This is a genomic window from Georgenia sp. Z1491, from assembly GCF_057652395.1.
Window position 1 is genome coordinate 154,352 of record NZ_CM172729.1, and the last position, 23,505, is coordinate 177,856.

The 23,505-nt window shown below is 74.2% G+C and carries 19 protein-coding genes; 13 read left to right on the top strand and 6 right to left on the bottom strand.

Going from position 1 to position 23,505, the window contains the following annotated elements; genetic code table 11:
- Nucleotides 1-50 precede the first annotated feature (50 nt).
- Together ilvA and AC24HA_RS00690 are read left to right on the top strand one after the other, a co-directional pair.
- Complete coding sequence (ilvA, locus tag AC24HA_RS00685; RefSeq protein WP_425707406.1) at nt 51-1,310, top strand: threonine ammonia-lyase IlvA; 1,260 nt, start codon at nt 51-53, stop codon at nt 1,308-1,310.
- Nucleotides 1,307-2,203, top strand: coding sequence for a DUF4037 domain-containing protein (locus AC24HA_RS00690; RefSeq protein WP_425707405.1), 897 nt, complete (start codon nt 1,307-1,309; stop codon nt 2,201-2,203). Before ilvA ends, AC24HA_RS00690 begins: the two co-directional genes overlap by 4 nt.
- Nucleotides 2,204-2,218: 15 nt before the next feature.
- On the opposite strand, the gene AC24HA_RS00695 is transcribed toward AC24HA_RS00690, so the two are convergent.
- On the bottom strand, nt 2,219-4,879 hold the full coding sequence (locus tag AC24HA_RS00695; RefSeq protein WP_425707404.1) for an MMPL family transporter: 2,661 nt from the start codon (nt 4,877-4,879) through the stop codon (nt 2,219-2,221).
- Between the two features lie 144 nt (nt 4,880-5,023).
- Between AC24HA_RS00695 and AC24HA_RS00700 the strand changes: the two genes are divergently transcribed.
- The 3 genes from AC24HA_RS00700 to AC24HA_RS00710 are packed head-to-tail and all read left to right on the top strand — an operon-like array spanning nt 5,024 to nt 8,454.
- A complete protein-coding gene (locus tag AC24HA_RS00700; protein ID WP_425707403.1) occupies nt 5,024-5,608 on the top strand; it encodes a TetR/AcrR family transcriptional regulator in 585 nt (194 codons plus the stop codon).
- A 44-nt stretch (nt 5,609-5,652) separates the two neighbouring features.
- Complete coding sequence (locus AC24HA_RS00705) at nt 5,653-7,350, top strand: patatin-like phospholipase family protein (RefSeq protein ID WP_425707402.1); 1,698 nt, start codon at nt 5,653-5,655, stop codon at nt 7,348-7,350.
- A 42-nt stretch (nt 7,351-7,392) separates the two neighbouring features.
- Nucleotides 7,393-8,454 (top strand): zinc-binding dehydrogenase, encoded by a 1,062-nt coding sequence (locus AC24HA_RS00710; protein WP_425707401.1) that lies wholly within the window; start codon nt 7,393-7,395, stop codon nt 8,452-8,454.
- Nucleotides 8,455-8,497: 43 nt separating this feature from the next.
- Here the strand turns inward: AC24HA_RS00710 and AC24HA_RS00715 are convergent, their stop codons facing one another.
- Nucleotides 8,498-9,136, bottom strand: coding sequence for a CYTH domain-containing protein (locus AC24HA_RS00715; protein ID WP_425707400.1), 639 nt, complete (start codon nt 9,134-9,136; stop codon nt 8,498-8,500).
- Between the two features lie 61 nt (nt 9,137-9,197).
- Between AC24HA_RS00715 and AC24HA_RS00720 the strand changes: the two genes are divergently transcribed.
- Nucleotides 9,198-9,812 carry a 1-acyl-sn-glycerol-3-phosphate acyltransferase gene (locus tag AC24HA_RS00720; RefSeq protein WP_425707399.1) on the top strand — a complete coding sequence of 205 codons (615 nt, stop codon included), beginning with the start codon at nt 9,198-9,200 and terminating at the stop codon, nt 9,810-9,812.
- Nucleotides 9,813-9,835: 23 nt separating this feature from the next.
- On the top strand, nt 9,836-10,669 hold the full coding sequence (locus AC24HA_RS00725) for an SDR family NAD(P)-dependent oxidoreductase (protein ID WP_425707398.1): 834 nt from the start codon (nt 9,836-9,838) through the stop codon (nt 10,667-10,669).
- Nucleotides 10,670-10,690: 21 nt separating this feature from the next.
- Here AC24HA_RS00725 and AC24HA_RS00730 read toward each other — a convergent pair whose 3' ends face one another.
- Nucleotides 10,691-11,455 (bottom strand): dihydrofolate reductase family protein, encoded by a 765-nt coding sequence (locus AC24HA_RS00730; RefSeq protein ID WP_425707397.1) that lies wholly within the window; start codon nt 11,453-11,455, stop codon nt 10,691-10,693.
- Nucleotides 11,456-11,641: 186 nt separating this feature from the next.
- On the opposite strand from AC24HA_RS00730, the gene AC24HA_RS00735 reads away from it, so the two are divergent.
- Nucleotides 11,642-13,135, top strand: a complete 1,494-nt coding sequence (locus AC24HA_RS00735; RefSeq protein WP_425707396.1) for a gluconokinase — start codon at nt 11,642-11,644, stop codon at nt 13,133-13,135.
- A 3-nt stretch (nt 13,136-13,138) separates the two neighbouring features.
- Here the strand turns inward: AC24HA_RS00735 and AC24HA_RS00740 are convergent, their stop codons facing one another.
- Nucleotides 13,139-13,750: a hypothetical protein gene (locus AC24HA_RS00740; RefSeq protein ID WP_425707395.1), complete on the bottom strand. Its 612-nt coding sequence runs from the start codon at nt 13,748-13,750 to the stop codon at nt 13,139-13,141.
- 190 nt (nt 13,751-13,940) lie between these two features.
- Between AC24HA_RS00740 and AC24HA_RS00745 the strand changes: the two genes are divergently transcribed.
- Complete coding sequence (locus AC24HA_RS00745; protein WP_425707394.1) at nt 13,941-14,210, top strand: WhiB family transcriptional regulator; 270 nt, start codon at nt 13,941-13,943, stop codon at nt 14,208-14,210.
- Nucleotides 14,211-14,408: 198 nt separating this feature from the next.
- Here the strand turns inward: AC24HA_RS00745 and AC24HA_RS00750 are convergent, their stop codons facing one another.
- Nucleotides 14,409-15,794 (bottom strand): UTP--glucose-1-phosphate uridylyltransferase, encoded by a 1,386-nt coding sequence (locus AC24HA_RS00750; RefSeq protein WP_425707393.1) that lies wholly within the window; start codon nt 15,792-15,794, stop codon nt 14,409-14,411.
- 122 nt (nt 15,795-15,916) lie between these two features.
- Between AC24HA_RS00750 and AC24HA_RS00755 the strand changes: the two genes are divergently transcribed.
- The 3 genes from AC24HA_RS00755 (at nt 15,917) to AC24HA_RS00765 (ending at nt 19,507) form a co-directional block, all read left to right on the top strand.
- On the top strand, nt 15,917-17,530 hold the full coding sequence (locus tag AC24HA_RS00755; protein WP_425707392.1) for an AI-2E family transporter: 1,614 nt from the start codon (nt 15,917-15,919) through the stop codon (nt 17,528-17,530).
- 94 nt (nt 17,531-17,624) lie between these two features.
- Complete coding sequence (locus AC24HA_RS00760; RefSeq protein WP_425707391.1) at nt 17,625-18,473, top strand: aldo/keto reductase; 849 nt, start codon at nt 17,625-17,627, stop codon at nt 18,471-18,473.
- 230 nt (nt 18,474-18,703) lie between these two features.
- The gene (locus AC24HA_RS00765; protein WP_425707390.1) at nt 18,704-19,507 is read left to right on the top strand and encodes a hydroxymethylpyrimidine/phosphomethylpyrimidine kinase; all 804 of its coding nucleotides are present in this window, start codon (nt 18,704-18,706) and stop codon (nt 19,505-19,507) included.
- A 114-nt stretch (nt 19,508-19,621) separates the two neighbouring features.
- Here AC24HA_RS00765 and AC24HA_RS00770 read toward each other — a convergent pair whose 3' ends face one another.
- Nucleotides 19,622-19,840 (bottom strand): hypothetical protein, encoded by a 219-nt coding sequence (locus AC24HA_RS00770; RefSeq protein WP_425707389.1) that lies wholly within the window; start codon nt 19,838-19,840, stop codon nt 19,622-19,624.
- A gap of 268 nt (nt 19,841-20,108) precedes the next feature.
- Between AC24HA_RS00770 and AC24HA_RS00775 the strand changes: the two genes are divergently transcribed.
- A complete protein-coding gene (locus AC24HA_RS00775) occupies nt 20,109-23,498 on the top strand; it encodes an SNF2-related protein (protein ID WP_425707388.1) in 3,390 nt (1,129 codons plus the stop codon).
- Nucleotides 23,499-23,505: the final 7 nt, after the last annotated feature.

Consider the following 23,505-nt stretch of genomic DNA (forward strand, 5'->3'; position numbering starts at 1 on the left):
CGGTCTGATCATCGGCCGCGGTGCGGATGCGGCGGTGCCACGATGGGGGGATGGAGACTCCCACCGCCACCGCGGTCAGCCGCGCCGCGCACCTGCTGCGGCCCGTCGTCCGCCGCACGCCGCTCGAGTCGAACCCCCGGCTGTCCGAGCGGGCCGACCACCGGGTGCTCCTCAAGCGCGAGGACCTGCAGCTCACGCGGTCCTACAAGGTCCGCGGCGCCTACACGGTGATGGCGGCCCTCGGCGAGGAGGAGCGCGGCGCGGGGGTCGTCTGCGCCTCGGCAGGCAACCACGCGCAGGGTGTCGCCCTGGCGTGCTCCCGCCTGTCCATCCACGGCACGGTCGTGCTGCCGGGGACGACGCCCCGTCAGAAGCGCGCCCGCATCGACGAGATCGGCGGACCCTGGGTGACCACCGTCGTCGTCGACGGCCCGTTCGAGGACGCCGACACGCGTGCCCGCGAGCTCGCCGCCGAGCAGGGCCTGACCTACGTGCACCCGTTCGACCACCCGCTGACGATCGCCGGCCAGGGCAGCGTGGGGGTCGAGATCGCCGAGCAGAGTGCCGAGCACGGCGAGAAGCCGGGAGTCGTCGTCGTGCCCGTGGGGGGTGGCGGTCTGCTCGCCGGCGTCGCCCTCGCCCTGAAGAACCGGGTACCCGGGGTGCGGATCGTCGGCGTCGAGCCCGAGGGCGCCGCCTCGATGCAGGCCGCCCTCGCGGCCGGCGGTCCCGTGCGGCTGCCCGAGGTCGACGCGTTCGTCGACGGCGCCGCGGTCGCACGGGCGGGGCGCGTCCCCTTCGAGATCGTCCGGGACCTCGTCGACGAGGTGGTCTCCGTCCCCACCGGCGCGGTGTGCACCGAGATGCTCGCCATGTACCAGACCGACGGGATCATCGCCGAGCCCGCCGGCGCCCTCGCGACGGCCGCGGTCTCCTCCGGAGTGGTCGAGATCGGCGACGGCGGGCCGGCCGTCTGCCTCGTCTCGGGCGGGAACAACGACGTCTCGAGGTACGCCGAGATCGTCGAGCGCTCCGCGATCCACGAGGGTCTGCGCCACTACTTCCTCGTCACGTTCCCTCAGGAGCCCGGCGCGCTGCGCAGCTTCCTCGAGGACACCCTGTCCGGGGACGAGGACATCATCCACTTCGAGTACACGAAGAAGAACAACCGGGAGACCGGCCCGGCGCTCGTCGGGATCGACCTCGCCCGCGCCTCCGACCGAGCCGGGCTGGAGGACCGGATGGAGCGCTCGCCGATGCGCATCGAACGCCTCACGCTCGGCAGCGGCGTGCTGGGGATGCTGCTGTGACCGGGGCGGACGGGACCGCGGGCGGCGCCGGGGCCACCGGAGACGCCGGCCCGACCGACGACGGCCTGGGCCCCACCACCCGGCTCGTCCTCGCCGCCGCGCGGGCGTACGCGGCGCTGCCGGGGGTGGTCGGGGTCGCCGCGGGCGGCTCGCTGGCCACGGGCCAGGAGGACGCCCGTTCCGACGTCGACCTCTACGTCCTGTCCGACGGCGCACCCCCGCCCGTGCCCACCCGGGCCGCCGTCGTCGACGCGCTGGGCGGCGCGCGACGGCTCGACCTCGACCAGCGGTACTGGGACACCACCGACATGTGGACCCACGCCTCCGGGCTGGACCTCGACGTCATGTACTGGGACACGGCCTGGGTCGCCGACCGGCTCGACGCCGTCCTCACGCGCCACGAGCCGTCCGTCGGCTACTCCACGGCGCACTGGCACACGGTGCGGCACTGGCTGCCGGTGGCCGACCCGGCCGGCCACGTCACTCGCCTCCGGGGCCGGGCCCAGGCGGACTACCCCGAGGAGCTGCGCGCGGCGATCGTCGCCCACGGGTGGCCGTTGCTGCGCGGCACGATCACGAGCTTCCCGGCCCAGATCGCCACCGCCGCGGCCCGGGGCGACCTCGTGGCCCTCAACCACCGCGTCGCCGAGCTCCTCGCGATGGTCCACGACCTGGTGCTCGCGGTCAACCGCCGCACCCACCCCGGCGAGAAGCGGCTCGGCACCCTCGTGCCGGCGCTGTGCGGGTCGCTGCCGGCCGGCTTCGCCGAGCGGACGGGCGCGGTGCTCACCGCCGCGGCCGACCCCGGCTCCGTCACGGGCGCCGTGGACGCCCTCGTCGACGCGGTCGGGGCCTGGCTGCGCGCGGAGATCCCGGACGCGCTGACGCCGTAGCCCGGCGCCCGCCGGTCAGCGGGTGTGCCGCCCGGAGCCCGACGACGTCGGCTGCTCCTCGTGCACCGGCTCGCCCGCGGCGTGCCTGCCGCCGGTCGACCCTCCACCGGCCGGCGCGGGCTGCTGCTCGACGAGCGCGGCACCCTCGACGTCGACGTTCGGGACGACCTTGTCGAGCCACCTCGGCAGCCACCAGGCCGACCGGCCGAGCAGGTGCAGGGTCGCGGGGACGATGAGCATGCGCACGACGAACGCGTCGAACAGGACGCCGACCGCGAGCCCCACGCCGAAGGACTTGATCATCACCGAGTCCGAGCTGATGAAGCCGGCGAAGACCGCGATCATGATGAGCGCGGCGGCCGTGACGACGCGGCGCCCGGCGCGGAACCCCTCGGCGACGGCGACCCGCGCGGACGCGCCGTGGACGTACGCCTCCCGCATGCCCGTGGTGAGGAAGAGCTGGTAGTCCATCGCCAGGCCGAACAGCACGCCGACCACTATCACCGGCAGGAAGCTGAGGATCGGCCCCGTCGAGTGGACGCCGATGAGCTCGGCGAGCCAGCCCCACTGGAACACCGCGGTGGCCACGCCGTAGGTGGCGAACAGCGACAGGACGAACCCGGCCGTGGCCACGAGCGGCACGAGGATCGACCGGAAGACGGTGACCATGATGAGGAACGACAGCCCGACGACGACGGCGAGGTAGACCGGCAGCGCGTCGGACAGGCCCTCGGAGATGTCGATGTTGATGGCGGACTGCCCGGCGACGCCGAGCTCGTACTCGCCGTTCACGGGCGGCAGGGAGCGCAGGTCGTGGACGAGGTCGGCCGTCGACTCGCCGTTGGGGTCCTCCTCCGGCAGGACCTGGAACGAGGCGAGCGTGCCGTCCTCGGAGACCGCGATCGGTGCGACGGCGACGACCGCCTCCTGGTCCGCGATCTCGCGCACGACCTCGAGCTGCGCCTGGAGCAGCTCGGTCTCGTCCAGGTCGCCCGGCAGGTCCGCGGTGACGAGCAGCGGCCCGTTCGCCCCCTCGCCGAACTCCTCGGAGACGATCTGGTGCGCGCGGTAGGCGTCGGACTCCTGCGGCTCGTTCTCGCCGGTGGGCAGGCCGAGGCGCATGTCGAGCGCCGGGATCGCGACGACGAGCAGCGCGACGACTCCGACCAGCACCCGCGCGATCGCGGAGCCCGTCGACATCGGGCGCGCGGGCTCCTGCCCGGGCGTGGTCGAGGCCGGGGAGGCGCCGGCCGCGGTGTCGGCCGCCGCCGCGAGCGCCGCCTCGCGGCGCTCGCGACCCTTGCGGCCGAGCATGCGGGTGCCGGCCAGCGAGAGGAGCGCCGGCGTCGCGGTGACGGCGAGCAGCACGGCGACGACGATGCTCACCGCGCCGGCGGTGCCCATGACGCCGAGGAACGGGATCCCGACGACGTTGAGGGCGAGCAGCGCGAGCACGACCGTCGACCCGGCGAAGACGACCGCGGTGCCGGCGGTGCCGGTCGCGAGCGCGATGGACCGGCGCACCTCGGTGCCCTCGAGCAGCTGGGTGCGGTGCCGGTTGATGAGGAACAGCGCGTAGTCGATGCCGACCGCGAGGCCGAGCATCACGCCGAAGACCGGCGTCACCGACGACATCTGGATGACGCCGGAGAAGGCGAGGGTGGTGAGGGAGCCGATCCCGACCCCGGTGATCGCGGTGACGATGGGGAAGGCGGCGGCCAGCGCGGAGGCCAGCACCACGACGAGCACGATCGCGGCGATGACGACGCCGATCACCTCGCCGACGCCGAGGACCTCGGGGACGGTCATCGACAGGTCGGAGGCCGGGACGATCTCCACGCCCTCGATCTCGGCGGCCTCGACCACGTCGACCACCGCCTCGCGGGAGGCGTCGTCGAGCTCGAGCATCGGCTCGGTGAAGGACACGGTCAGGCGCGCGGTGGAGGCGTCGTCCGAGACGACGCCGATGCCCTCGGCGTGCTGGAGGAGCTCGGTGCCCAGCTCGAGCTCGGTGCGGCCGGCGTCGAGCTCGGCCTGGCCGGACTCGAGCTCGGCCCGGCCCTCGTCGATCCGCTCCTGCTCGGCGTCCAGCTCGGCGCGACCGGCGTCGATCTCGGCCTGGCCCGCCTCGATCTCCTCGGTCGGTGCGCCGGCCGCCTCGGCCTGCTCGCGCGCCTCGTCGAGGCTCGCCTGCTCCTGGTCCAGGGCGGCGCGGCCCTCGTCCAGGAGCGCCTGCCCCTCCTCGAGCTCGGCCGCACCGGCGTCCAGCTCGGCCTGTCCCGTCTCGAGGTCCGTGGCGCCGGTCTCGAGCTCGGCCGCCTGCCCCTCGAGCTCGCCCTGGGTGACGAACGGGTCGACGACGGCGGCGACGTCGTCCTGCTCCTCGATGTCGGCGCCGAGGTCGGCGACGGCCGCGATCTGCTCGTCGGTGAAGGAGCCGTCCTCGGAGCGGAGGACGACCGTCCCGGTCGCGCCGCTCTGGTCGGGCAGCTCCTCCTCGAGCTCGGCGATCACCTCGGACGACGCGGTGTCGGGGATGTCGAAGGAGCCGGTGAGGGTGCCGGCGAAGGCGGCGAACGCCCCTCCGGCGAGCACGAGCACGGCCAGCCAGGCGCCGAGCACCGCCTTGGCGTGCCGTGCGGCGAACGTCCCTACCCCGTACAGCCATCCGGCCATGTGCGCCCTGCTCCTCCGTGTCGACATGCGAAAGCCCGCTGCACGCGGGCGACCTCGGCTAGGCTAAGACGAGACGTTTCGTCTCGTCAACGCTCGGCCGCCTATGGTGACGGCCGGAACACGCACGAAAGGACCCCCGACGACATGACCTCGACCCGCAGCGGGCCCGTGCGCTCCGAGACGGCCCGGCTGGCGATCCTCCAGGCCACGGCGCGGCTGTTCGGCGAGCAGGGCTACGACGCCATGACGATCGCCGGGATCGCGGCCGAGGCCGGGGTGGGCAAGCAGACGATCTACCGGTGGTGGCGCTCGAAGGCCGACCTGGTGGCCGAGTGCCTCGTCGAGGGCATGCTTCTGCCCGAGAGCGTGACCGCGCCGGACACCGGCGACCTGCGCCGGGACCTCACGGACTGGGTCCTCGTCGTCTTCCGCACGATCGGACGGCCGGAGGGCGAGGGCATCCTGCGCTCGCTGGTCTCCGCGAGCATCGAGAGCGCGGACATCGGCCTGCGCGTCCGCCAGAGCCTGACCGGTGAGGAGTCGATGGTCGGGCGCCTGCGAGCCGCGACCGGCACGGGCGCCAACCTCTACCCCGGCGCGCCGCTCGACGAGATCGCCGAGGCGCTCGTCGGGTCGGTCGTCCTGCGCGTCCTCAGCCGCACCCCGCCGGACCGCGCCGAGGCCGGCCGGATGGTCGATGCCGTCATCGGCCCGCCCACCCCCGCCTGACGACCGCCTACCCCGCGGTCGGGCACGCCACCTACCCTGGGGCCATGAGTCCCCGCCCGACGCCCGGACGATGGGTGCCGAGCGCGCGACGCCGACGCAACCGCACCACCGGCCTCGTCCTCTCGGGAGGCGGCTCCCGCGCCGACTTCCACCTCGGCGCGCTCCGCTACCTCTACGACGAGGTCGGCATCGCGCCCCGCGTGATGGCGGGGGCCTCCGCCGGCGCGATCGTGGCGGCGATCATCGCTCAGGGATCGACGCGGGACGAGCAGCGCGCCTGGCTCGACCACCTCGACACGCTGTGGCGGGCGATGGACTCCCCCGATGCGATGTTCGTGCCCCAGCCGTGGTGGAAGACGCTCAGCGAGCGTGGGCCCAGCTACCTCCAGCTCCTCGACCCCATCAACCGGGGCACCGGCCAGCGCACCACCACGCCCGCGGGCACGGTGCCGGAGACCGCGGCGGAGGCCCGCGCCGGCCGGTCGACCGCCGCCGAGGAGCCCGGCGGCTGGACCGCCGCCCAGATCGTGCAGATGATCGGCAACCTGCCGGCGCTCGGCCGGGCCGGCGGCGAGCTCGCCTCGATCCTGCGCGGCGCCGCGCAGGCCGGCTCGATGTACACGCCCGGACCCGTGGTCGACTCCCTCATCGACGCCGAGACCTTCGACCCCGCGCGGGTCCGGGCCTCCGGCGTCGTCCTGCGCATCGCGATGGTCGGCCTGCAGTCCGGCGAGCTGCGGTTCGCCGACCAGGACGGCGTGCTGCGCGACCGGGGCGACGTCCCGGTGCTCGGCGACGACGGCGAGCCGGTCACCGCCACCGACCTCACCCTCGCCGTGTGGGCCTCGTGCGCGATCCCCGCGGTCTTCGAGCCCATCCCGATCGCCGGCGAGCACTACATCGACGGCGGCGTGCGCGAGAACCTGCCGGCCGACGTCGTCATCGACAAGCTCGGCGTCTCCGACGTCTGGGCCGTCGTCTGCCACCCGCCCGGCGCCGACGCCGGCGAGGCCCGGGTGGGCACCGACATCGTCTCGGTGATGATGCGCACGGGCACCTCGATCATGTCCGACGAGCAGCTGCGCGACGAGGTCGTCTTCGCCCGCAAGTCCGGCGCGAAGGTCGTCCACGCGACCGTCGACGTCCACGACACCATGACGGTCGACCGGGGCCTCACCGCACTCATGGCCGACCACGGGTGGATCCGCGCCGCCCAGACCCACCTGTCGGCCACCGAGGGCGACGAGGACGCCGGTTCCGCCCTCATCCGCGCGCGGCGCCGGGCCTGGGAGATCGAGGAGCTGCTGCTCGCCCCGGACGGTTCCGGACGCGTCCAGCAGTCCGACGGCGCCTCCGGGCTCGCCGGCCTGGCCCGCCCCGGCACCGCGGCGGGACCGCCGGCACGGCCGGGCGCGGGACCGGCGACGTCCCGCCCGTCGGCTCCCGGGGCCGCACCGGCCACGCCGGACCCGGGCGGGCGTCACCCCGCGCAGCGGACCGACCTGCGCGCCGAGCTGCGCCGCCTGCTCCACCGCGGGCCGGCGAGCGAGCCCCGCACCGCCCTCGTCGACGAGCTCACCGAGGTGAAGAACGAGGTCCGCGACCTGCTCGAGGTGCTGCCGGCCGGCCACGTCCCGGCGCACGCGGACACGTGGTGGCGCACGTGGGAGACGCACGGCGAGCACATCGACGCCCCGCCGATGTGGCGGATGGACGACTCCACCGAGCTCGGGGGCGCCTGACCGCGCTCGCGCGGCCGCGCCCTCCGGTGGGACGCTGGGCTCATGCGAGCCACCGTCCTTGCCGCCGCCCACGACGTCCGGGTCGAGGAGCGACCCGACCCCGCCCTGCTGGCCCCGACGGACGCGGTGGTCCGCATCGCCGCGGCGTGCGTCTGCGGCTCCGACCTGTGGCACTACCGGGGTGTCGTCCCCGTGAAGGCGCCGCGCACCATCGGCCACGAGGCGGTCGGCATCGTCGACGAGGTCGGCGCCGAGGTGCGCACCGTGCGCGCCGGCGATCTCGTCGTCGTGCCCTTCGCGTACTCGTGCGGCGTGTGCTTCGCCTGCCGCCACGGCATCCAGACCTCGTGCGAGAGGGGCGGGTTCTGGGGCGCCGAGGACGGCGACGGGCTGCCCACCGGCCACCTCCAGGCCGAGGCCGTGCGCGTCCCGCTCGCCGACGGCACCCTGGTGGCCGCCGGCCTGGACGCCGCCGACGTCGACGATCACCTCCTCGCCCACCTCCTCACGCTGTCCGACGTCATGGCGACGGGCCTGCACGCCGCCCGCTCGGCCGGCCTGCGCGAGGGTGCGACGGTCGCCGTGGTGGGCGACGGCGCCGTGGGGCTGTCGGCCGTCCTCGCGGCGGCCTACCTCGGCGCGTCCCGGGTCGTCGCGTTCTCCCGCTACCCCGACCGCCAGGAGCTCGCGCGGCGGTTCGGCGCGACCGACATCCTCACCACGCGCGGCGACGACGCCGTCCACGAGCTCACCGACCTGCTCGGCGTGCCGGGCGCCGACGTCGTGCTCGAGGCCGTCGGGACCGACGAGTCCATGGACCAGGCCATCGCGTGCGCACGGCCGGGCGGCACGGTCGGGTACGTCGGCGTGCCCCACGGCGTCACCCGCGGGATCCGGCCACGCTCCCTGTTCAGCCGCAACGTGGCACTCGCCGGGGGCGTCGCGCCCGCCCGCGCCTACGTCCCCGAGCTGCTGGCGGACGTGCGGGCCGGGCGCATCGAGCCCGGAGCCGTCTTCACCGCGACCGAGCCGCTCGACCGGGTGGCCGAGGCCTACGCCGCGATGGACGAGCGCCGCGAGATCAAGGTGATGGTCCGGCCGTAGCGGGACGGACGGGGGCGTCGGGGCCGGGCGGGACCGGCCCGGATCACCCCTGGCTGGGCAGCCGGTTCCGGCCGAACTCCTGGGAGAAGGCGGGGCCGGTGACGGCGAGCTCGCGCTCGAAGGCCGCCCGCCACGTGCCGTACGGCTCGACCGCCAGGTGCTCGTTGCCGAACCTCGGGTCCTCGGTCACCTCGGTCACGCAGAAGTCGGGCACCACCAGGTCGACGACGGGGCCGCCGCGCTCGCACTCGGCGACGACCAGCGGCGCGTTGGCGCCGGCGAACTCGTCGATCACCCAGCCGTCGTCACCGAGCCAGACCGAGTGCCGGAGCTTGACCACGTGGTGCCGCCCGCGTCGGACGAGCTCGACGGCGACGCCCGGGTCCAGCTCGCGCTCCGCCTCGTAGCGCGTGCCGCCCACGTGCGGTCCCTTGGCGGTGAGCGCGGCGAACTCCACGCGCGGCGCCAGCTCGTCGAGCACCTCCTCGGTCCCGTCGAGGTCGGCGGGGTGCAAGCCGGCGCCCGGCCCCTGGACGCGCACCCGCACCGCGTACCCCTCGTCGGCGAGCAGGTAGGCCTGGACGATGAGCACCGGGTCCGCCTCGGCGGCCACGATCTGCGGGAGGCCCGCGCAGACGAACTTGCGCTCGAACTCGAAGTCCCCGTAGCCGGTGTCGCTCATGACCCGAACCTACTGCCCCGACCACCGGGCGCGGCCACGACCCAGCGGATAGCGTGTGGACGTGCCCTCCCTCCGCCCCCTGCGTCGCGCCCTCGGCAAGGCTCTGCTCGCCGCCGCGCGGTACCGCCTCGTGGCCACCGACGTCACCGAGCCACGGGCGATCTTCATCGGGGCGCCGCACACGGCCCAGCTGGACTTCGTCCTCATGCTCGGCATCGCGTGGTCGCGCGATCTCACGCCGAAGGTGCTGATGAAGAAGGAGTATTTCGACGGCGTGGCGGGCCCGTTCTTCCGTGCGCTCGGCGGGATCCCCGTGGACCGGGGCAACCCGGAGGGCCTGGTGGCGGATCTGGTGGCCCGCTCCGCTCGCGGCGAGGCGTTCCACCTCGTCATCACCCCGGAGGGCACGCGCGGACGCCGGGAGCACTGGAAGTCCGGCTTCTACCGGATCGCGCGCGCGGCCGACCTGCCGGTCATCCTCGGCTTCCTCGACTCGGTCACCCGCACCACCGGGCTCGGCCCCAGGCTTCGCCTCACCGGCGACGTCCGTGCCGACATGGACGTGATCCGCGCCTTCTACGCCGACAAGGTGGGCGTCCACCCCGACCTCGGCACGCCGCCGTCCCTCGCGGACGAGGAGACGGCGACGTACGCGACGACCGCGCCGTCCGACTGACCAGCCGGCCCCGGAGGGTCCCCATGCGCACCATCGTCCTCACCGGCGCCAGCGACGGGATCGGCGCGGCCGCCGCGGAACGGCTCGCCGGAGACTCCGTGCGGCTCGTCGTCGTGGGCCGCTCCCCCGAGAAGACCTGTGCCGTGGCCGAGCGCGTCGGCGCCGAGCACCACGTCGCCAACTTCACCAGCCTCGACGAGGTCCGCGCCCTGGCCGAGGACCTCGACCGCAGCCTCGACCGGATCGACGTGCTCGCCAACAACGCGGGCGGCTTCTTCGACGGGCCCGTCCGGACCGCCGACGGGTTCGAGAAGACGTTCCAGGTCAACCACCTCGCCCCGTACCTGCTGACGAACCTGCTGCGGACGAAGCTGGTCGCGAGCAGCGCGAGCGTGGTGGCGACCGCCAGTGTCGCGAACGTCGTCTACGCCCGCCTCGACCTCGACGACCTCGAGAGCACGGCCGACTTCCGTGCCGACCGCGCGTACGGCAACGCGAAGCTCGCCAACATCTTGTTCACGCGGGGGCTGCACGCCGCACTTCACCGCCAAGGGATCTCGTCGGTCGCCTTCCACCCCGGAGTCGTCGCGACGAGCTTCGGCGCCGAGACCGTGGGCTACATGCGCCGGATGTACCACGGTGCGCTCCGGCCGCTGCTCACCCGGCCCGAGCGCGGTGGCGCGACGCTGGCGCACTTCGTCGACGGCACGCCGGGCACCACCTGGCGCTCGGGCCGCTACTACAACGACCGGCGCCGGCCCGGCCTCCTCAACCGAGCGGCGAAGGACCCCGCGATCGTCCGCCGGCACTGGGAGCTGTCCGCCGAGATGCTCGACGTCGACTGGTCGCTCGCGTAGGCCCGGCGCCGGCCGGCCCGGCTACCGCAGCCGGTAGCGGGCCACGAGCAACGAGTCGGACCGCAGCAGCGAGACCAGCTCAGCGCCGCGCGTGGCCTCGGGCGCGCCGAGCACCATCCGCCGCCCCGTGCCGCCGGCGACGACCGGTGCGTAGCTGACGAGCATCTCGTCCAGGGCGTCCGCCGCGACGAGGGCCCCCAGCAGGGTGGGCCCGCCCTCGGTGAGGATCCGCGTGTGCCCCCGCTCGCGCAGGGCGTCGACGACGGCGCGGCCGTGGACGCCGCCTCCCTCGCCCGGCGGCAGCAGCACGACCTCGGCAGCCTCCTCGAGCGCCGCCACGCCCTCCGGCTCGGCGCCGGTGACCGTGAGGACGAGGGGCCGTTCGGGCGCCTCGCGGAGCATGGCGGAGCTCGGGTCGAGGTCGAGGCTCGTCGACACGACCGCGAGACGGGGGTGGTCGCTCTGGCCGGCAGCCCGGCGTCGTGCGACGCCGACCTCGTCGGTGCGCACCGGGCCGTACCCCTCGGTGCGGACGGTGCCCGCCCCGACGAGCAGGACGTCGGCGGCGCTGCGGGCCAGGTGCAGGTGGGCCTGGTCGACGGGGTCGGACAGACCGCCCGCCCGGCCGTCCATGGTCAGCGACCCGTCGATCGACGTCACCATGTTCGACCGCACCCCGGGCTCGAGGTAGGTCGCCGCGAGGTCGTCGGCCGTCACCGTGGCGGGCTCGGGCCACATCCGCTCGAAGAGTGCGCCGGGGACCGTCTCGCGGGGCTCGTCGTCCATACCGACGAGGCTAGCCGCGCCACCACCACCGGCCGTGACCGCCGGACGTGGCCGCTGCCGGCCGGCCGGAGACGGACCGACCGGAGGACGGGCACCGGCACGACGCGCGCCGGGGGCGACTACGGTGGCGGCATCGCCCCCGCGCCCGGGAGACCCACGCCCGGGAGACCCACGTCAGGGAGACCCATGTCCGACGCCTTCCGCACCACGCTGGCCGACGCCGACCGCCCGCTCGTCCTCTCGGTCGACATCGGGTCGACGGCCAGCCGGGCAGGGCTGTACGACGCGGCGGGCCGCCCGCTGCGCGACGCACGACAGAAGGTGTCGCACACCTTCACGACCGACGTCGACGGCACCTCGACGATCGACGCCGACCAGGTGGTCGCCGAGGTCTCCGAGGTCGTGGGCGCGGTCACCGACGCCGTCCCCGAGGGTGGGATCGCGGGCGTCGGTCTGGACTCGTTCGCCGCGTCGCTCGTCGGTGTCGACGCCACCGGCAAGGCCGTCACGCCGTGCTACACGTACGCCGACTCCCGCTGCGCGCCCCGGGTCGCCGAGCTGCGCACCAAGCTGGGCGAGTCCGAGCTCCAGCAGCGCACCGGCACGCGCCTGCACACGAGCTACCTCGCGCCGCGCCTGCGCTGGCTGCGGGACACCGAGCCGGAGCTGTTCGCCGCCGTCGACCGGTGGATGTCGCTGCCCGAGTACGTCCACCTGCGGCTGCTCGGCGTCGCCGTCGCGAGCACACCGGCGGCCTCGTGGACGGGGCTGCTCAACCGGCGCACCGGCGAGTGGGACACGCAGCTGCTGCGGCTGTCGGGGATCCGGCGCGCCCAGCTCTCCCCCGTCCAGGACCCGGCCGTGGCGATCACCCCCACGCCCGGGGCCGCGTCGTCGGTCGCCCGGACCTGGCCCGCGCTGGCCGACGCGCAGTGGTTCCCCGGCATCCCTGACGGTCTCGGCTCCAGCCTCGGCGCCGGCGGCACGGGCAGCTCGACGGCCGTCCTCTCGGCCTCCACGACCGGCGCGATGCGACTGCTCGTCGAGACGATCCCCGCGACGCTCCCCCCGGGCCTGTGGGGCTACCGGGTCGACGACGGGCACTCCCTGCTCGGCGGTGCGCTCAGCGACGTGGGTAGCGCCGTGACCTGGCTGCGCGAGAACATCCGGGTCGACGACGACCTCGACGACGTGCTCGGGCCCGAGCCGGTGTCCTCGACCCCGCTGGTACTGCCCTTCCTGTCGGGCGAGCGGTCGACCGGCTGGTCGGCGGGCGCGCTCGGCACCGTGCTCGGCATCTCGGCGGCGCACACGCCGACGGACCTCGCGCGCGGGCTGCTCGAGGGCGTCGCGCTGAGCTACGCGCGCGTCGCGAAGCAGCTGCGCGAGGTGGCCGGCATGCCGTCGGAGATTCGCGTGAGCGGCGGAGTGATCGGTGGGGTGCCCGGCTTCGCCCAGCTCCTCGCCGACGTCCTCGGCGCTCCCGTGACCCCCGTGACCTACAAGCGCACGACCATGCGCGGGACGGCGCTCCTCGCGCTCCGGGAGCTCGCGCCCGACGTCGACCGCGCCGTGGGGCCGCTCGGCGAGCGGTGCGAGCCGGTCCCGGCCCGCACCGCGCACTACGCCCGCCGCCTCGCCCAGCTCGAGGACGCCTACGCCGCGGTCACGCCGCTCTGACCGCTAGAGGCCCGGCTGGCCCTGCGGCGCCCCCGGCTGCCACTGGCCCGGCTGACCCTGCGGCGCCCCCGGCTGCCACTGACCAGGCTCCCCCTGCCGGCCGCCCTGCGGCTGCGCCTGCCCGCCACCGGCGCGCTGGATCCGGCCGAGGATCTGCTGCTCGATGGCCTGGTAGGCCGGCAGCTCCTTCTTGGCGACGGTGAACTCCCAGTGGTTGCCGTCGCGCATCGTCACGTGGACGGCGTAGAACGAGCGGCCGGCCTGCTCGTGCCAGATCCGGTCGAGGGCGGAGTAGTCGAACGACGCGAAGACCCGCTCCGGGATCCACCTGCCGAACCCGGCCCGCGCGACGATGCAGACCGCCGCCGTCGGCGTCAGCGCCCACACCACCGGCCCCTCGGGCGGGAACGGCATGCCCAGGACGTGCCCCCCGGGCCGGACCTCGGTCTTGATGACCGCGTCCGCGACCAGCGAGCCCACGGAGAACTTCTTCGGCCCCTTGTCCATGCTCTGCGCGACCCAGTTCTGACCGTCCCTGGGGAGCATGGGCACGGCGTCCTCGGGCGCGTACCCGAGCACCTCCGCGACCTTGGCGACGAGCTTGGCGTTCGACATGGGTTCTCCTCGACGGTGGGCGTACGACGGGCCGGGGTGCTCCGGCCACCGGAAACCTAGCGCGGTCGGCGCCGCCGCGAGCGTGGTGGGAGGCGCGTGGACGGACCGCGGACCGTCGCCGCCGAGGATTCGCAGACGATTGTGCGGCCATTCCCAGGGTCCGTCCAGGTTCGCCCGGTGTGGTCTACACATGAACAGCTTCCCGGAGGACACCGACCCGAACTGGCGCGTTCAGGGCGCGTGCACCGACCTGCCCACCGACGACTTCTTCCCCGAGGGTCAGGGCAAGGCCGTGGACGCACAGGTGGCCCGGGCCAAGGCCGTCTGCGCGAGCTGCCCGGTGGCGCAGACGTGCCTCGAGTTCTCGCTCCGGACGAATCAGCCCTTCGGCATCTTCGGCGGCACGACGCCGTCGGAGCGTCGGGCGATCCGGAAGGAGCGTCGCATCGTCGCTGCGTAGGGCGGGTGGGCCGCCCCGCAGGGGACGGGGGATGAGAGCCACAGGGACGCTTGGTACACGGACCCACGGCTCTCACGAAGAAGGGGATCCATCACCCCGGGGGGAGTGGTGAGATCACCGGGGCCGGTGGCGGTCGACAGACCGCCACCGGCCCTTTCGTGCGTCCTGAGGACCGGGACCCCTGCCGACGTGGGGCGGCTACACCTCGCCGAGCCGCGTTCCGTCGACCACGCGGCCGTCGACGTCGTCGGCGCGCACCACGACGTCGCCGGTGACGACGACGTCCGCACCGAACGTCACGTCCCCCTCGACGGCGAAGGACCGGGCGCCGCGCAGCGACGGCGGGCCGGCCGGGAACCGCTCCTCGAGCGCGGCGACGAGCGCGTAGACGTCGCGGTCGAGGTCGATGTCGGGAGCCGGGTCGGCGCGGGCGACCAGCCGTGCGTCGTCGTCGAGGTCGTAGGCGTCGGAGCGCACCAGCAGCAGGTCGTCGGTCGTCTTCACCGGCAGGAAGCGGTCGCGGCCCACCTCCAGGGCGACGGCGCCGTCGAACAGCTCGATCGCGGCACCCATCGCGGTCTCGACCTGGACGACCCGGGTCGAGGTCTTGTCGGCCGGGTCGACGGACTTGACGTTGCGGATGAGCGGCAGGGCGAGCACGCCGTCGCGCTCGGTGAGCGCCGCGTCGAGCGCCTCGAGGTCGAACCACAGCGAGTTCGTGTTGAAGTACCGGTGCCGGTCGACGTCGCGGAAGGCCGCCAGGTCCTCCTCGTCGGTCTGGGCGATCTCGCGCAGGACCAGCCGGTCGTCGTCGGTACGGACGGCCAGGTGCCCGCCCTTGCGGTCGGCCCGCGTGCGGCGGCACACCTCCATGGCGAACGGGGCGCCGCTCGCGGCGAACCAGCCCGCGAGGCGGCCGTCCGGCGTCGCCCCGAGGTTGTCGATGTTGGACACCGACAGGTAGCGGTACCCGGCGTCGAGGAGCGTGCGTGGCAGCCCGACGTCGTGCAGCACGGTGTAGAGGTCGCCGTGGCCGGGTGGCGCCCACTCCAGGTCCGGGTCCTCCGGCCACTCGACGGGCGCGAGGTCGTCCTCCCGCAGGCGCGGCACCCGGTTCTGCACGAAGTCGGCCGGGAGCCCCTCGACGGCGACGTCCGGATGGGCGGCGAGCGCCTCGCGCGTCGGCTCCTGGGTCCGGAAGGACTGCATGAGGATGAGCGGGAGCGTGGCGCCGGAGGAGGCTCGGGCGCTGCGGACCTGCTCGATCACGAGGTCGAGGAACGAGCGCCCGTCCCGGACCGGCAGCAGCGACTTCGGCCCCGTCATCCCCATCGACGTGCCGAGCCCCCCGTTGAGCCGCACGAGCGCGGTGGCCCGCAGCGCGGCGTCGGCCGCCTCCTCGTCGACCTCGACGTCCGCGAGGCGCGGGACGTCGTCGAGCGGGCTGAGCGTCGACTCGGGCACCGTGCCCGACGCCCCCCGCCCGAGATCCTCGTAGTGGGCGGCGAAGACACGACGGGCGGTGGCGGAGGTGCCGGCGTCGGCCATCTTCCGGAGCGCGGCGTCGAGACCGGAGTCAGTCATCCCCGCACGCTACCGCCGCACCCTGCCCCCCGCCCGGCGGCACGACCGCCGCCCCGGCCTGGCAGGATGTGCCTCGCCCGCCGACCACCGCGGCGACGGGCGAGTGCATCCGTGGAGGATCGATGAGCACCAGCGACATGAGCGACCACCGCCGGTCCTTCCCCGTAGGGCTGGTGATGCTCGGCGTCGCCGCCGTCACGGTCATCGCGATGGCCGGTGTCCAGACGATCAGCTCGATCATCGCGCCGGCGTTCTTCGGCCTGACGATGATCGTCACCGCGCGCCCGCTGATCGTGTGGCTGCGCAAGTACCTCCACCTGCCCGGGTGGCTGGCGACGCTGATCATGCTCCTGGCGATCTACCTCATCCTGCTCTCGATCATCGGTGGCATCGCCTACGGGGTGGCGGAGACGGGCCAGCTGCTGGCTCGGCAGGAGTACCGCGAGACGTACCAGCAGATGTACGAGGACTCCTTCGCCTGGCTGACGAGCCTCGGCCTGGACGTCTCGAACTTCGAGCAGTACCTCTCCGGCATCGACTTCAACCAGATCCTCGGCGTGGTCAGCGGCGCCGCCAACATGCTCACCTCCGGCACCTCGCAGGCGGTGCTGTTCGTCGTCGTCACGGCGTTCATGGCGTTCGACACGATCAACGTCCGCGGTCGCACCGAGTCCCTGCGGGAGGCGGCCCCCTACCTCACCGACGCCCTGACCGGCTTCTCCTCGCAGGTGCGCAAGTACTGGATCGTCTCCACGGTTTTCGGCGCGATCGTCGCGATCGGCGACGGCATCGCGCTGACCGTCATGGACGTGCCGCTGGCCTGGACGTTCGCGCTGTTCGCGTTCGTCACCAACTACATCCCCAACATCGGGTTCTTCATCGGCCTGATCCCGCCGGCCCTCGTCGGGCTCCTCGACGGCGGGGTGAGCACGATGATCTGGATCATCGTCATCTACACCGTCATCAACAACGGCTTCCAGACGTTCATCCAGCCGAAGGTGACGGGCGACGCCGTCGGGCTCAACTCCGCGGTCACGTTCCTCTCGCTGGTCTTCTGGACCTCGATCGTGGGCCCGCTCGGCTCGATCCTCGCCGTCCCGCTCACCCTGTTCGCCAAGGCCGTCCTCATCGACTCCGACCCGCGCACCAAGGTGTTCGCCGTGTTCCTGCAGTCCGGGGACAAGAAGGTCACCGGCACCCAGACCGAGCTCGACGCCTCCGAGAGGCTCCGGGCGGAGCGGCGCGGGCGCAACGCCCGGCGCGAGGAGGCCAACGGTGGCGCCGGGGACCGGGTGCGGTCCAAGTCCGACGAGATCACCGTCGGCGAGCTGCGGCGCGCCCGTGCCGGCTCCGGCTCCGGCTCCGGCGGGCACCCGCTCACCCCGACGACGCCGGCCGTCCCGGGAGCGACCCGGGCCGCGACCTCCGACGGTGCGACGGCCTGGGCCCCCGACGGCGAGCGCGAGGGCGGCAGCGGCGAGCGCGCGGCCGGCGGCGGGCGGCGCGCGGCCGGCGGCGGCCGCTCCCCCGCCCCGACCGACACGCGGCCCGTCCGCCAGGCACCGCGGTCGGGCGGCCCGGACGACCGGCCCGCGGCGCCCGGACCGGCCGGGCAGCAGCCTCGCCCGGACGCGCAGGCCGGCGGCCAGGCGCCGCCACGACGGACGGGGACCACCGGTCCGGCGCGACCCGACGACGCCGGGACTGCGGCGCCCGGACCGGACGATCCCCGGTAGCGGACCGGACGATCCCCGGTAGCGAGGCACCGGGATCGTCCCGAGAGGTGGTCCCAGGTCGCCGTCGACGCGCCGGGCCCGTCACACTTGTCGCATGACACCTGCTGACGACCACCACGTCACACTGGCCTCCGGCGTGACCATCCCGCAGGTCGGGTTCGGCACGTTCCAGATCCCGCCGGAGGAGACCCAGTCCGCCGTCGAGCACGCGCTCGGGTACGGCTACCGGCACATCGACACGGCCGCCGCCTACAACAACGAGGCCGGCGTCGGGGCGGCGCTGCGCGGCTCCGGGCTCGCACGCGACGACATCTTCGTCACCACCAAGCTGCGCAACGGCGAGCAGGGGCGGGACTCCGCGCTGCGCGCCTTCGACGACAGCCTCCAGCGCCTGGGCGTCGACGTCATCGACCTCTACCTCATCCACTGGCCGGTCCCGAGCAAGGACCTCTACGTCGAGACCTGGCGGGCCCTCGCGGAGATCCTCTCGAGCGGAGCCGTCCGATCCATCGGCGTGTCCAACTTCCTGCCCGAGCACCTCGAGCGGCTCGCCGAGGAGACCGGGGTCCTGCCCGACGTCAACCAGATCGAGGTCCACCCGACCTACCAGCAGCACGCCACGCTCGAGGCCACCCGGTCGGCCGGCATCGCCGTCGAGGCCTACTCGCCGCTCGGCCAGGGCGCCGACCTGCAGTCCGAGGAGGTCGCCGAGCTCGCGGACGCCCACGGCGTCACCCCCGGCCAGGTCGTGCTCCGGTGGCACGTCCAGCACGGCCACATCGTCATCCCGAAGTCCGTCAACCCGGCGCGCATCGAGGCGAACCTCGACCTGTTCCGGTTCGAGCTGAGCGCCGACGAGATGGCCGTGCTCGACCGCATGGACGGCGAGGGGCGCGTGGGTCAGGACCCGTACACCTTCGACCGGTCCCAGATCCGGGCCTGACGCCCGGCAGGACCCCGACGACGGCGGGGGCGCGGTCACACCCGACCGCGCCCCCGCCGTCGTCCGTGTCCGCCTCTGCCGCCGTCGTCCGTCCCTGCCGCGGCATCAGCATCCCGGATCGTGGTCCGCGCGCGGTGGGCGATGACGGAAGGCCCGGTGCGGCGTATTCTCGGCTGCCAAGCACGGCACCGACCGGTGCCGGTACTCACCGTCCCGGAGGGTTTCCCCACGTGTCTGTCCCCCTCGCATACGTCGTCGCCGGCTCCGAGGCGACCGGCGGCGCCGGCATCCAGGTCGACCTCAAGACGTTCCAGCAGCTCGGCGTCTACGGCGTCGGGACCCTGACCTGCATCGTCAGCTTCGACCCGAACAACGGCTGGGGCCACCGGTTCGTCCCGGTCGAGCCCCAGGTCATCGCCGACCAGATGGAGGCCGCGACCTCCGCGCACGATCTGCGCACGGTGAAGATCGGCATGCTCGGCACGCCCGCGACGATCGACACCGTCGCCGCCGGCCTCGGCGCGCAGGAGTGGGACAACGTCGTGCTCGACCCGGTCCTCATCTGCAAGGGGCAGGAGCCGGGCGCGGCGCTCGACACCGACAACGCGCTGCGCGAGCAGATCCTCCCGTTCGCCACGGTCATCACCCCGAACGTGTTCGAGTCGACGATCCTGTCCGGCGCCGACTCGATCGGCACCGTCGACGAGCTCGTCGAGGCGGCCAAGGTCATCGGCGCGCACGGCCCGCAGTACGTCTACGCCAAGGGCGGGGCGGAGCTGCCCGGGGACGAGGCCGTCGACGTGCTGTGGGACGGCACCGACGTCCACGTCTTCTCCGCGCCGAAGATCGGCGAGCACCGCGTGTCCGGCGCCGGCTGCACGGTCGCCGCGGCGATCACGGCCGAGCTCGCGCGGGGGACCGAGATCCACGACGCCGTGCAGGTCGCCAAGGACATGGTCACCACCGGCATCCGCGCACGCGTGTCGGCCGCCACCCCGTTCGACACCGTGTGGCAGGGCGCCTACACCCGCTGACCCTCGGGTGCCGCGCCGGGTCGCGCGGAGCCCCCCGGCCGGCCCGTCACGGCCGGTCCGTCACGGTCGAGGTCACCGGCCCGTCACGACTCGGGGCGACCCGGGCCGCGCGCGTCAGCGGCGGTTGTTGCGGGTCGACCACCAGCCGATGAGCACCCACATGAGGGCGATGATCGGCGCGCCGATCCACAGGTAGAGCTGCTCGGCACCGGTGCCGCCCACCCAGATCCAGCCGATGCCCCACGCCATCGTGAGGACGACCGCCACGACGGAGACGAGGCGAATGGTGTCCTGCGGCTGCTCGGCGGCCGTGCTGCTGGGTTCCGTGGTCATGAGCTCGCTCCTGGTCTCGTGCGGAAGGGGGAGGGAATCGTCTCGGTGTCCGGCAGTACCGCGACCAGGACCCGCACCGATCGGACCTGGTCGCAGCTCAACGTGACCCGCGCCACGCGCGGACCGTCCCACGGGCCGCGCCCCGGCGCCATGGGGAGAGTTCCCCATGGCGCTCACGAGCAGACCACGAGTATGGCGTCGCCCCGTGCACCGGTACCGGAGAGGCCGCGGTGACCCGGGTGTCGGCCCCGCGACCTAGAGTGTCGGGGTGCCTCAGGACGTCGTGCTCGAGTGGGTCTCGGAGCTGACCGACGGCGAGATCGAGGCGGCCCTGGGTGCCGCCGCCCTCGAACGGGCCCGCGGGCTGGCCGGTGCCGGCCACGTCGGCGACCCGACGACGAACCCCGAGGGCACCGTCATCATCGCGCCCGTCGTCGGCAGCCGCGGGGACCGCTACACGGTCGTGGTGCGCGCGGACCCCGCCCCGGGGACCGTCGTGTGGCACGGGTCGTGCACGTGCCCCGTGGGCAGCTCGTGCAAGCACGTCGGCGCCGTCCTCATCGAGCTCCGCGAGCGCGCCCGCCGCACGCCCGACGGCCGCGGGTGGGAGTCCATCTTCGACCCCATCGTCGCCGACGGTCACGCCGCCTCCCCCGACCTCGCTCCCCTGGGCCTGCAGGTCAGCGAGGTCCAGCGCTCGTCCGGCCTGCGCACGCAGCGCCTGGCGATCGGCTCGCCGCGGGGTGCCGTCCCGCGGCTCCGGCTCCGTCCGGTCGTGCGCGGGCGCACCGGGCGGTGGCTCACCGGCGGCCGGTCCTGGGCCTCGGTGACCACCGGCTACACGGCGCAGGACTACGTGCCCGACCACGTCCGCGCCCTGTCCCTGCTCAAGGCCGCCGCTCACGGGACGCGTCCCGAGTGGCAGCGGGCCGAGGAGGTCTACCTCGACGAGCTCGACGGCAACGGGTGGCACGCGCTGGTCCAGGCGTACGTGGCGGGCGTCGATCTCGTCGGGGGCTCCGGCGTCGAGCAGCTGCGCCTCGCCCCCGGGGCCGCGCTCGGCGTGGACCTCACCGCCGCCGGCGACGGCATCCGCGTCACCCCCTACGTCGAGCTCGACCTCAACGGCGGGCACACCTCCCTCGTCGGCCCCTTCGCGCCGGCCGACCGCCCGGGGAGCCGCGTCACGCTCGAGGGCGACCCGGCCCACGGGGTGTCGGTGCGCGACCCCGACGGCAGCTACGTGCTCGCCCCGTTCGACCATCCCGTCGACCCCCACCTGCGGGACCTCACCATCGCGTCGGTCGTCGTCCCCGCGGCGGACCGCGTGCGGTTCACCCACGGCTACCTGCCCCGACTGCGCCAGCGGATCGACGTGCGCTCGTCGGACGGTTCGGTCGACGTGCCCGACGCCCTCGTGCCCGGCGTCCTGATCACCGTGACGATGGGGCCGGCCCACCGCAGCCGGGCCGAGCTGGGGTTCCGGTACGTGGGCGGGGAGCGGCACGTCGACGTCCCGCTGCGCGGGGGGGACCTCGACCTGCCGCGCGACGCCGCGACGGAGTCGGGCCTGCTCTCCGCGGTGGCGCGAGAGATCGCCATGGTGCCCGGGCTGCACCCGCCGGAGGTCGCCGTCGTCGACCTGGGTCCCGCCGAGACCGCGCTGCTCGTGGACCGGGTGCTGCCGCGGATGCGCGAGGCAGGCATCGCCGTCGAGGTCGTCGGGGACGCCGCCGACTTCCGGCGTGCCACCGAGGTGGCGACCGTCAGCGTGGCCTCCGCCGAGGGCCTCGACACGTCGACGGACTGGCTCGACCTGCGGGTCAGCGTCCACGTCGGCGACGAGGAGGTCCCCGTCGACGACCTCCTGCAGGCACTCGCCACCGGGGCCGACCTCGTCGTCCTGCCCTCGGGCACCTACCTCCCGCTCGACACCCCCGAGCTCACCGCGCTGCGCCGTCTCGTCACCGAGTCGCGCGCGCTCACGGACGCCCCGCCCGGCACGGTCCAGGTCTCCCGGTACCGCTCCGAGCAGCTCGAGGAGCTCGCCCACCTCGACCTCCTCGACGAGGACGTCGCCGCGTGGACCGACTCGCTGCGCGCGCTCGCGGACATCGCCGGCCGTCCCACCCCGGAGCCGCCCGCCGGCCTGGACGCGACCCTGCGGCCCTACCAGCGGGAGGGCTACTCGTGGCTCTCGCTGCTGTGGGACGCGCGCGCCGGCGGGATCCTCGCGGACGACATGGGGCTCGGCAAGACCCTGCAGACCCTCGCGACCGTCCAGCGCGGGAAGGAGCGCGGCGAGGTCGGCGGGCTGCGGGCAGGGGGCGGCGACCGGCGCGGCAGGACCGCGGACGGGGCGGGGGCCGCCACGGGTGACACATCGAGCGACGCGGGTGACACCACGGCCGACGCCGGACCCGTCCTCGTCGTGTGCCCCACCTCGGTCATCGGCACCTGGGTGCACGAGGCGGAACGGTTCGCGCCCGACCTCACGGTCGTCGCGCTGCGCGCGACCGGCGCCCGGCGCGAGGAGGACCTGCGGGACGTGGTCGCGCGCGCCGACATCGTCGTCACCTCCTACGCGATCGTCCGGCTCGACGCAGACGAGCTCGCCCCGATCCCGTGGGCGGCGCTCGTGCTCGACGAGGCCCAGTTCGTCAAGAACCCCCGCACGGCCACGCACCGGGCGGTCGCGCGCCTGCGCGCGCCGCGCCGGCTCGCGATGACGGGCACGCCGGTGGAGAACTCGGTGTCCGACCTGTGGTCGATCCTCGCCCTCGTCACCCCCGGGCTCCTCCCCAGGGCCGACGTCTTCACCACGACGTTCCGCCGCCCCATCGAGGCCGGCACCGACCCCGGGCCGCTGGAGGAGCTCCGACGTCGGGTGCGCCCGTTCGTGCTGCGGCGGACCAAGGAGCTCGTCGAGCGGGACCTGCCGCCCAAGCAGGAGCAGGTCGTCTACGTCGAGCTCTCGGCCGCGCACCGCCGCAGCTACGACCGCCACCTCCAGCGCGAGCGCCAGCGGATCCTCGGTCTGCTCGACGACATCGGGCGCAACCGGGTCAGCGTGCTGTCCTCGCTGACGACGCTCCGGCTCGCGGCCCTGGACCCCGCGCTGGCCGACCGCGACGGCACCGCCGGCGAGCGGTCGACGAAGATCGACACCCTGCTCGACCACCTGGGCGCCGTCCTCGCCGAGGGGCACCGGGTGCTCGTGTTCAGCCAGTTCACGTCGTTCCTGTCCGCGGTCCGCGGCCGGCTGGCGGACGCGGGCATCGAGCACCTCTACCTCGACGGCTCCACGCGCGACCGCGAGGGAGTCGTCCAGGCGTTCCGCGACGGCGAGGCCCCTGTCTTCCTCATCTCGCTCAAGGCCGGCGGGTTCGGTCTCACGCTCACCGAGGCCGACTACGTCTACCTGCTCGACCCCTGGTGGAACCCGGCGGCGGAGAACCAGGCCGTGGACCGGACGCACCGCATCGGCCAGGACCGCCGGGTCAACGTCTACCGGCTCGTCTCGGCGGGCACGATCGAGGAGAAGGTGCTCGCGCTGCAGGACCGCAAGCGCGACCTGGTCTCGCGCGTGGTCGGCGACGGGGGCGCCCTGTCCGCCCCGCTCTCGCCCGACGACGTGCGCGACCTCCTCGAGCACTGAGCAGGCC

Coding starts and splice junctions, on each gene's coding strand:
- AC24HA_RS00695 (WP_425707404.1), bottom strand. CDS start 4,879: ATGGCCGGATGGCTGTACGGGGTAGGGACGTTCGCCGCACGGCACGCC.
- AC24HA_RS00725 (WP_425707398.1), top strand. CDS start 9,836: ATGCGCACCATCGTCCTCACCGGCGCCAGCGACGGGATCGGCGCGGCC.
- AC24HA_RS00710 (WP_425707401.1), top strand. CDS start 7,393: ATGCGAGCCACCGTCCTTGCCGCCGCCCACGACGTCCGGGTCGAGGAG.
- AC24HA_RS00755 (WP_425707392.1), top strand. CDS start 15,917: ATGAGCACCAGCGACATGAGCGACCACCGCCGGTCCTTCCCCGTAGGG.
- ilvA (WP_425707406.1), top strand. CDS start 51: ATGGAGACTCCCACCGCCACCGCGGTCAGCCGCGCCGCGCACCTGCTG.
- AC24HA_RS00705 (WP_425707402.1), top strand. CDS start 5,653: ATGAGTCCCCGCCCGACGCCCGGACGATGGGTGCCGAGCGCGCGACGC.
- AC24HA_RS00770 (WP_425707389.1), bottom strand. CDS start 19,840: ATGACCACGGAACCCAGCAGCACGGCCGCCGAGCAGCCGCAGGACACC.
- AC24HA_RS00745 (WP_425707394.1), top strand. CDS start 13,941: ATGAACAGCTTCCCGGAGGACACCGACCCGAACTGGCGCGTTCAGGGC.
- AC24HA_RS00750 (WP_425707393.1), bottom strand. CDS start 15,794: ATGACTGACTCCGGTCTCGACGCCGCGCTCCGGAAGATGGCCGACGCC.
- AC24HA_RS00760 (WP_425707391.1), top strand. CDS start 17,625: ATGACACCTGCTGACGACCACCACGTCACACTGGCCTCCGGCGTGACC.
- AC24HA_RS00740 (WP_425707395.1), bottom strand. CDS start 13,750: ATGTCGAACGCCAAGCTCGTCGCCAAGGTCGCGGAGGTGCTCGGGTAC.
- AC24HA_RS00700 (WP_425707403.1), top strand. CDS start 5,024: ATGACCTCGACCCGCAGCGGGCCCGTGCGCTCCGAGACGGCCCGGCTG.
- AC24HA_RS00715 (WP_425707400.1), bottom strand. CDS start 9,136: ATGAGCGACACCGGCTACGGGGACTTCGAGTTCGAGCGCAAGTTCGTC.
- AC24HA_RS00735 (WP_425707396.1), top strand. CDS start 11,642: ATGTCCGACGCCTTCCGCACCACGCTGGCCGACGCCGACCGCCCGCTC.
- AC24HA_RS00730 (WP_425707397.1), bottom strand. CDS start 11,455: ATGGACGACGAGCCCCGCGAGACGGTCCCCGGCGCACTCTTCGAGCGG.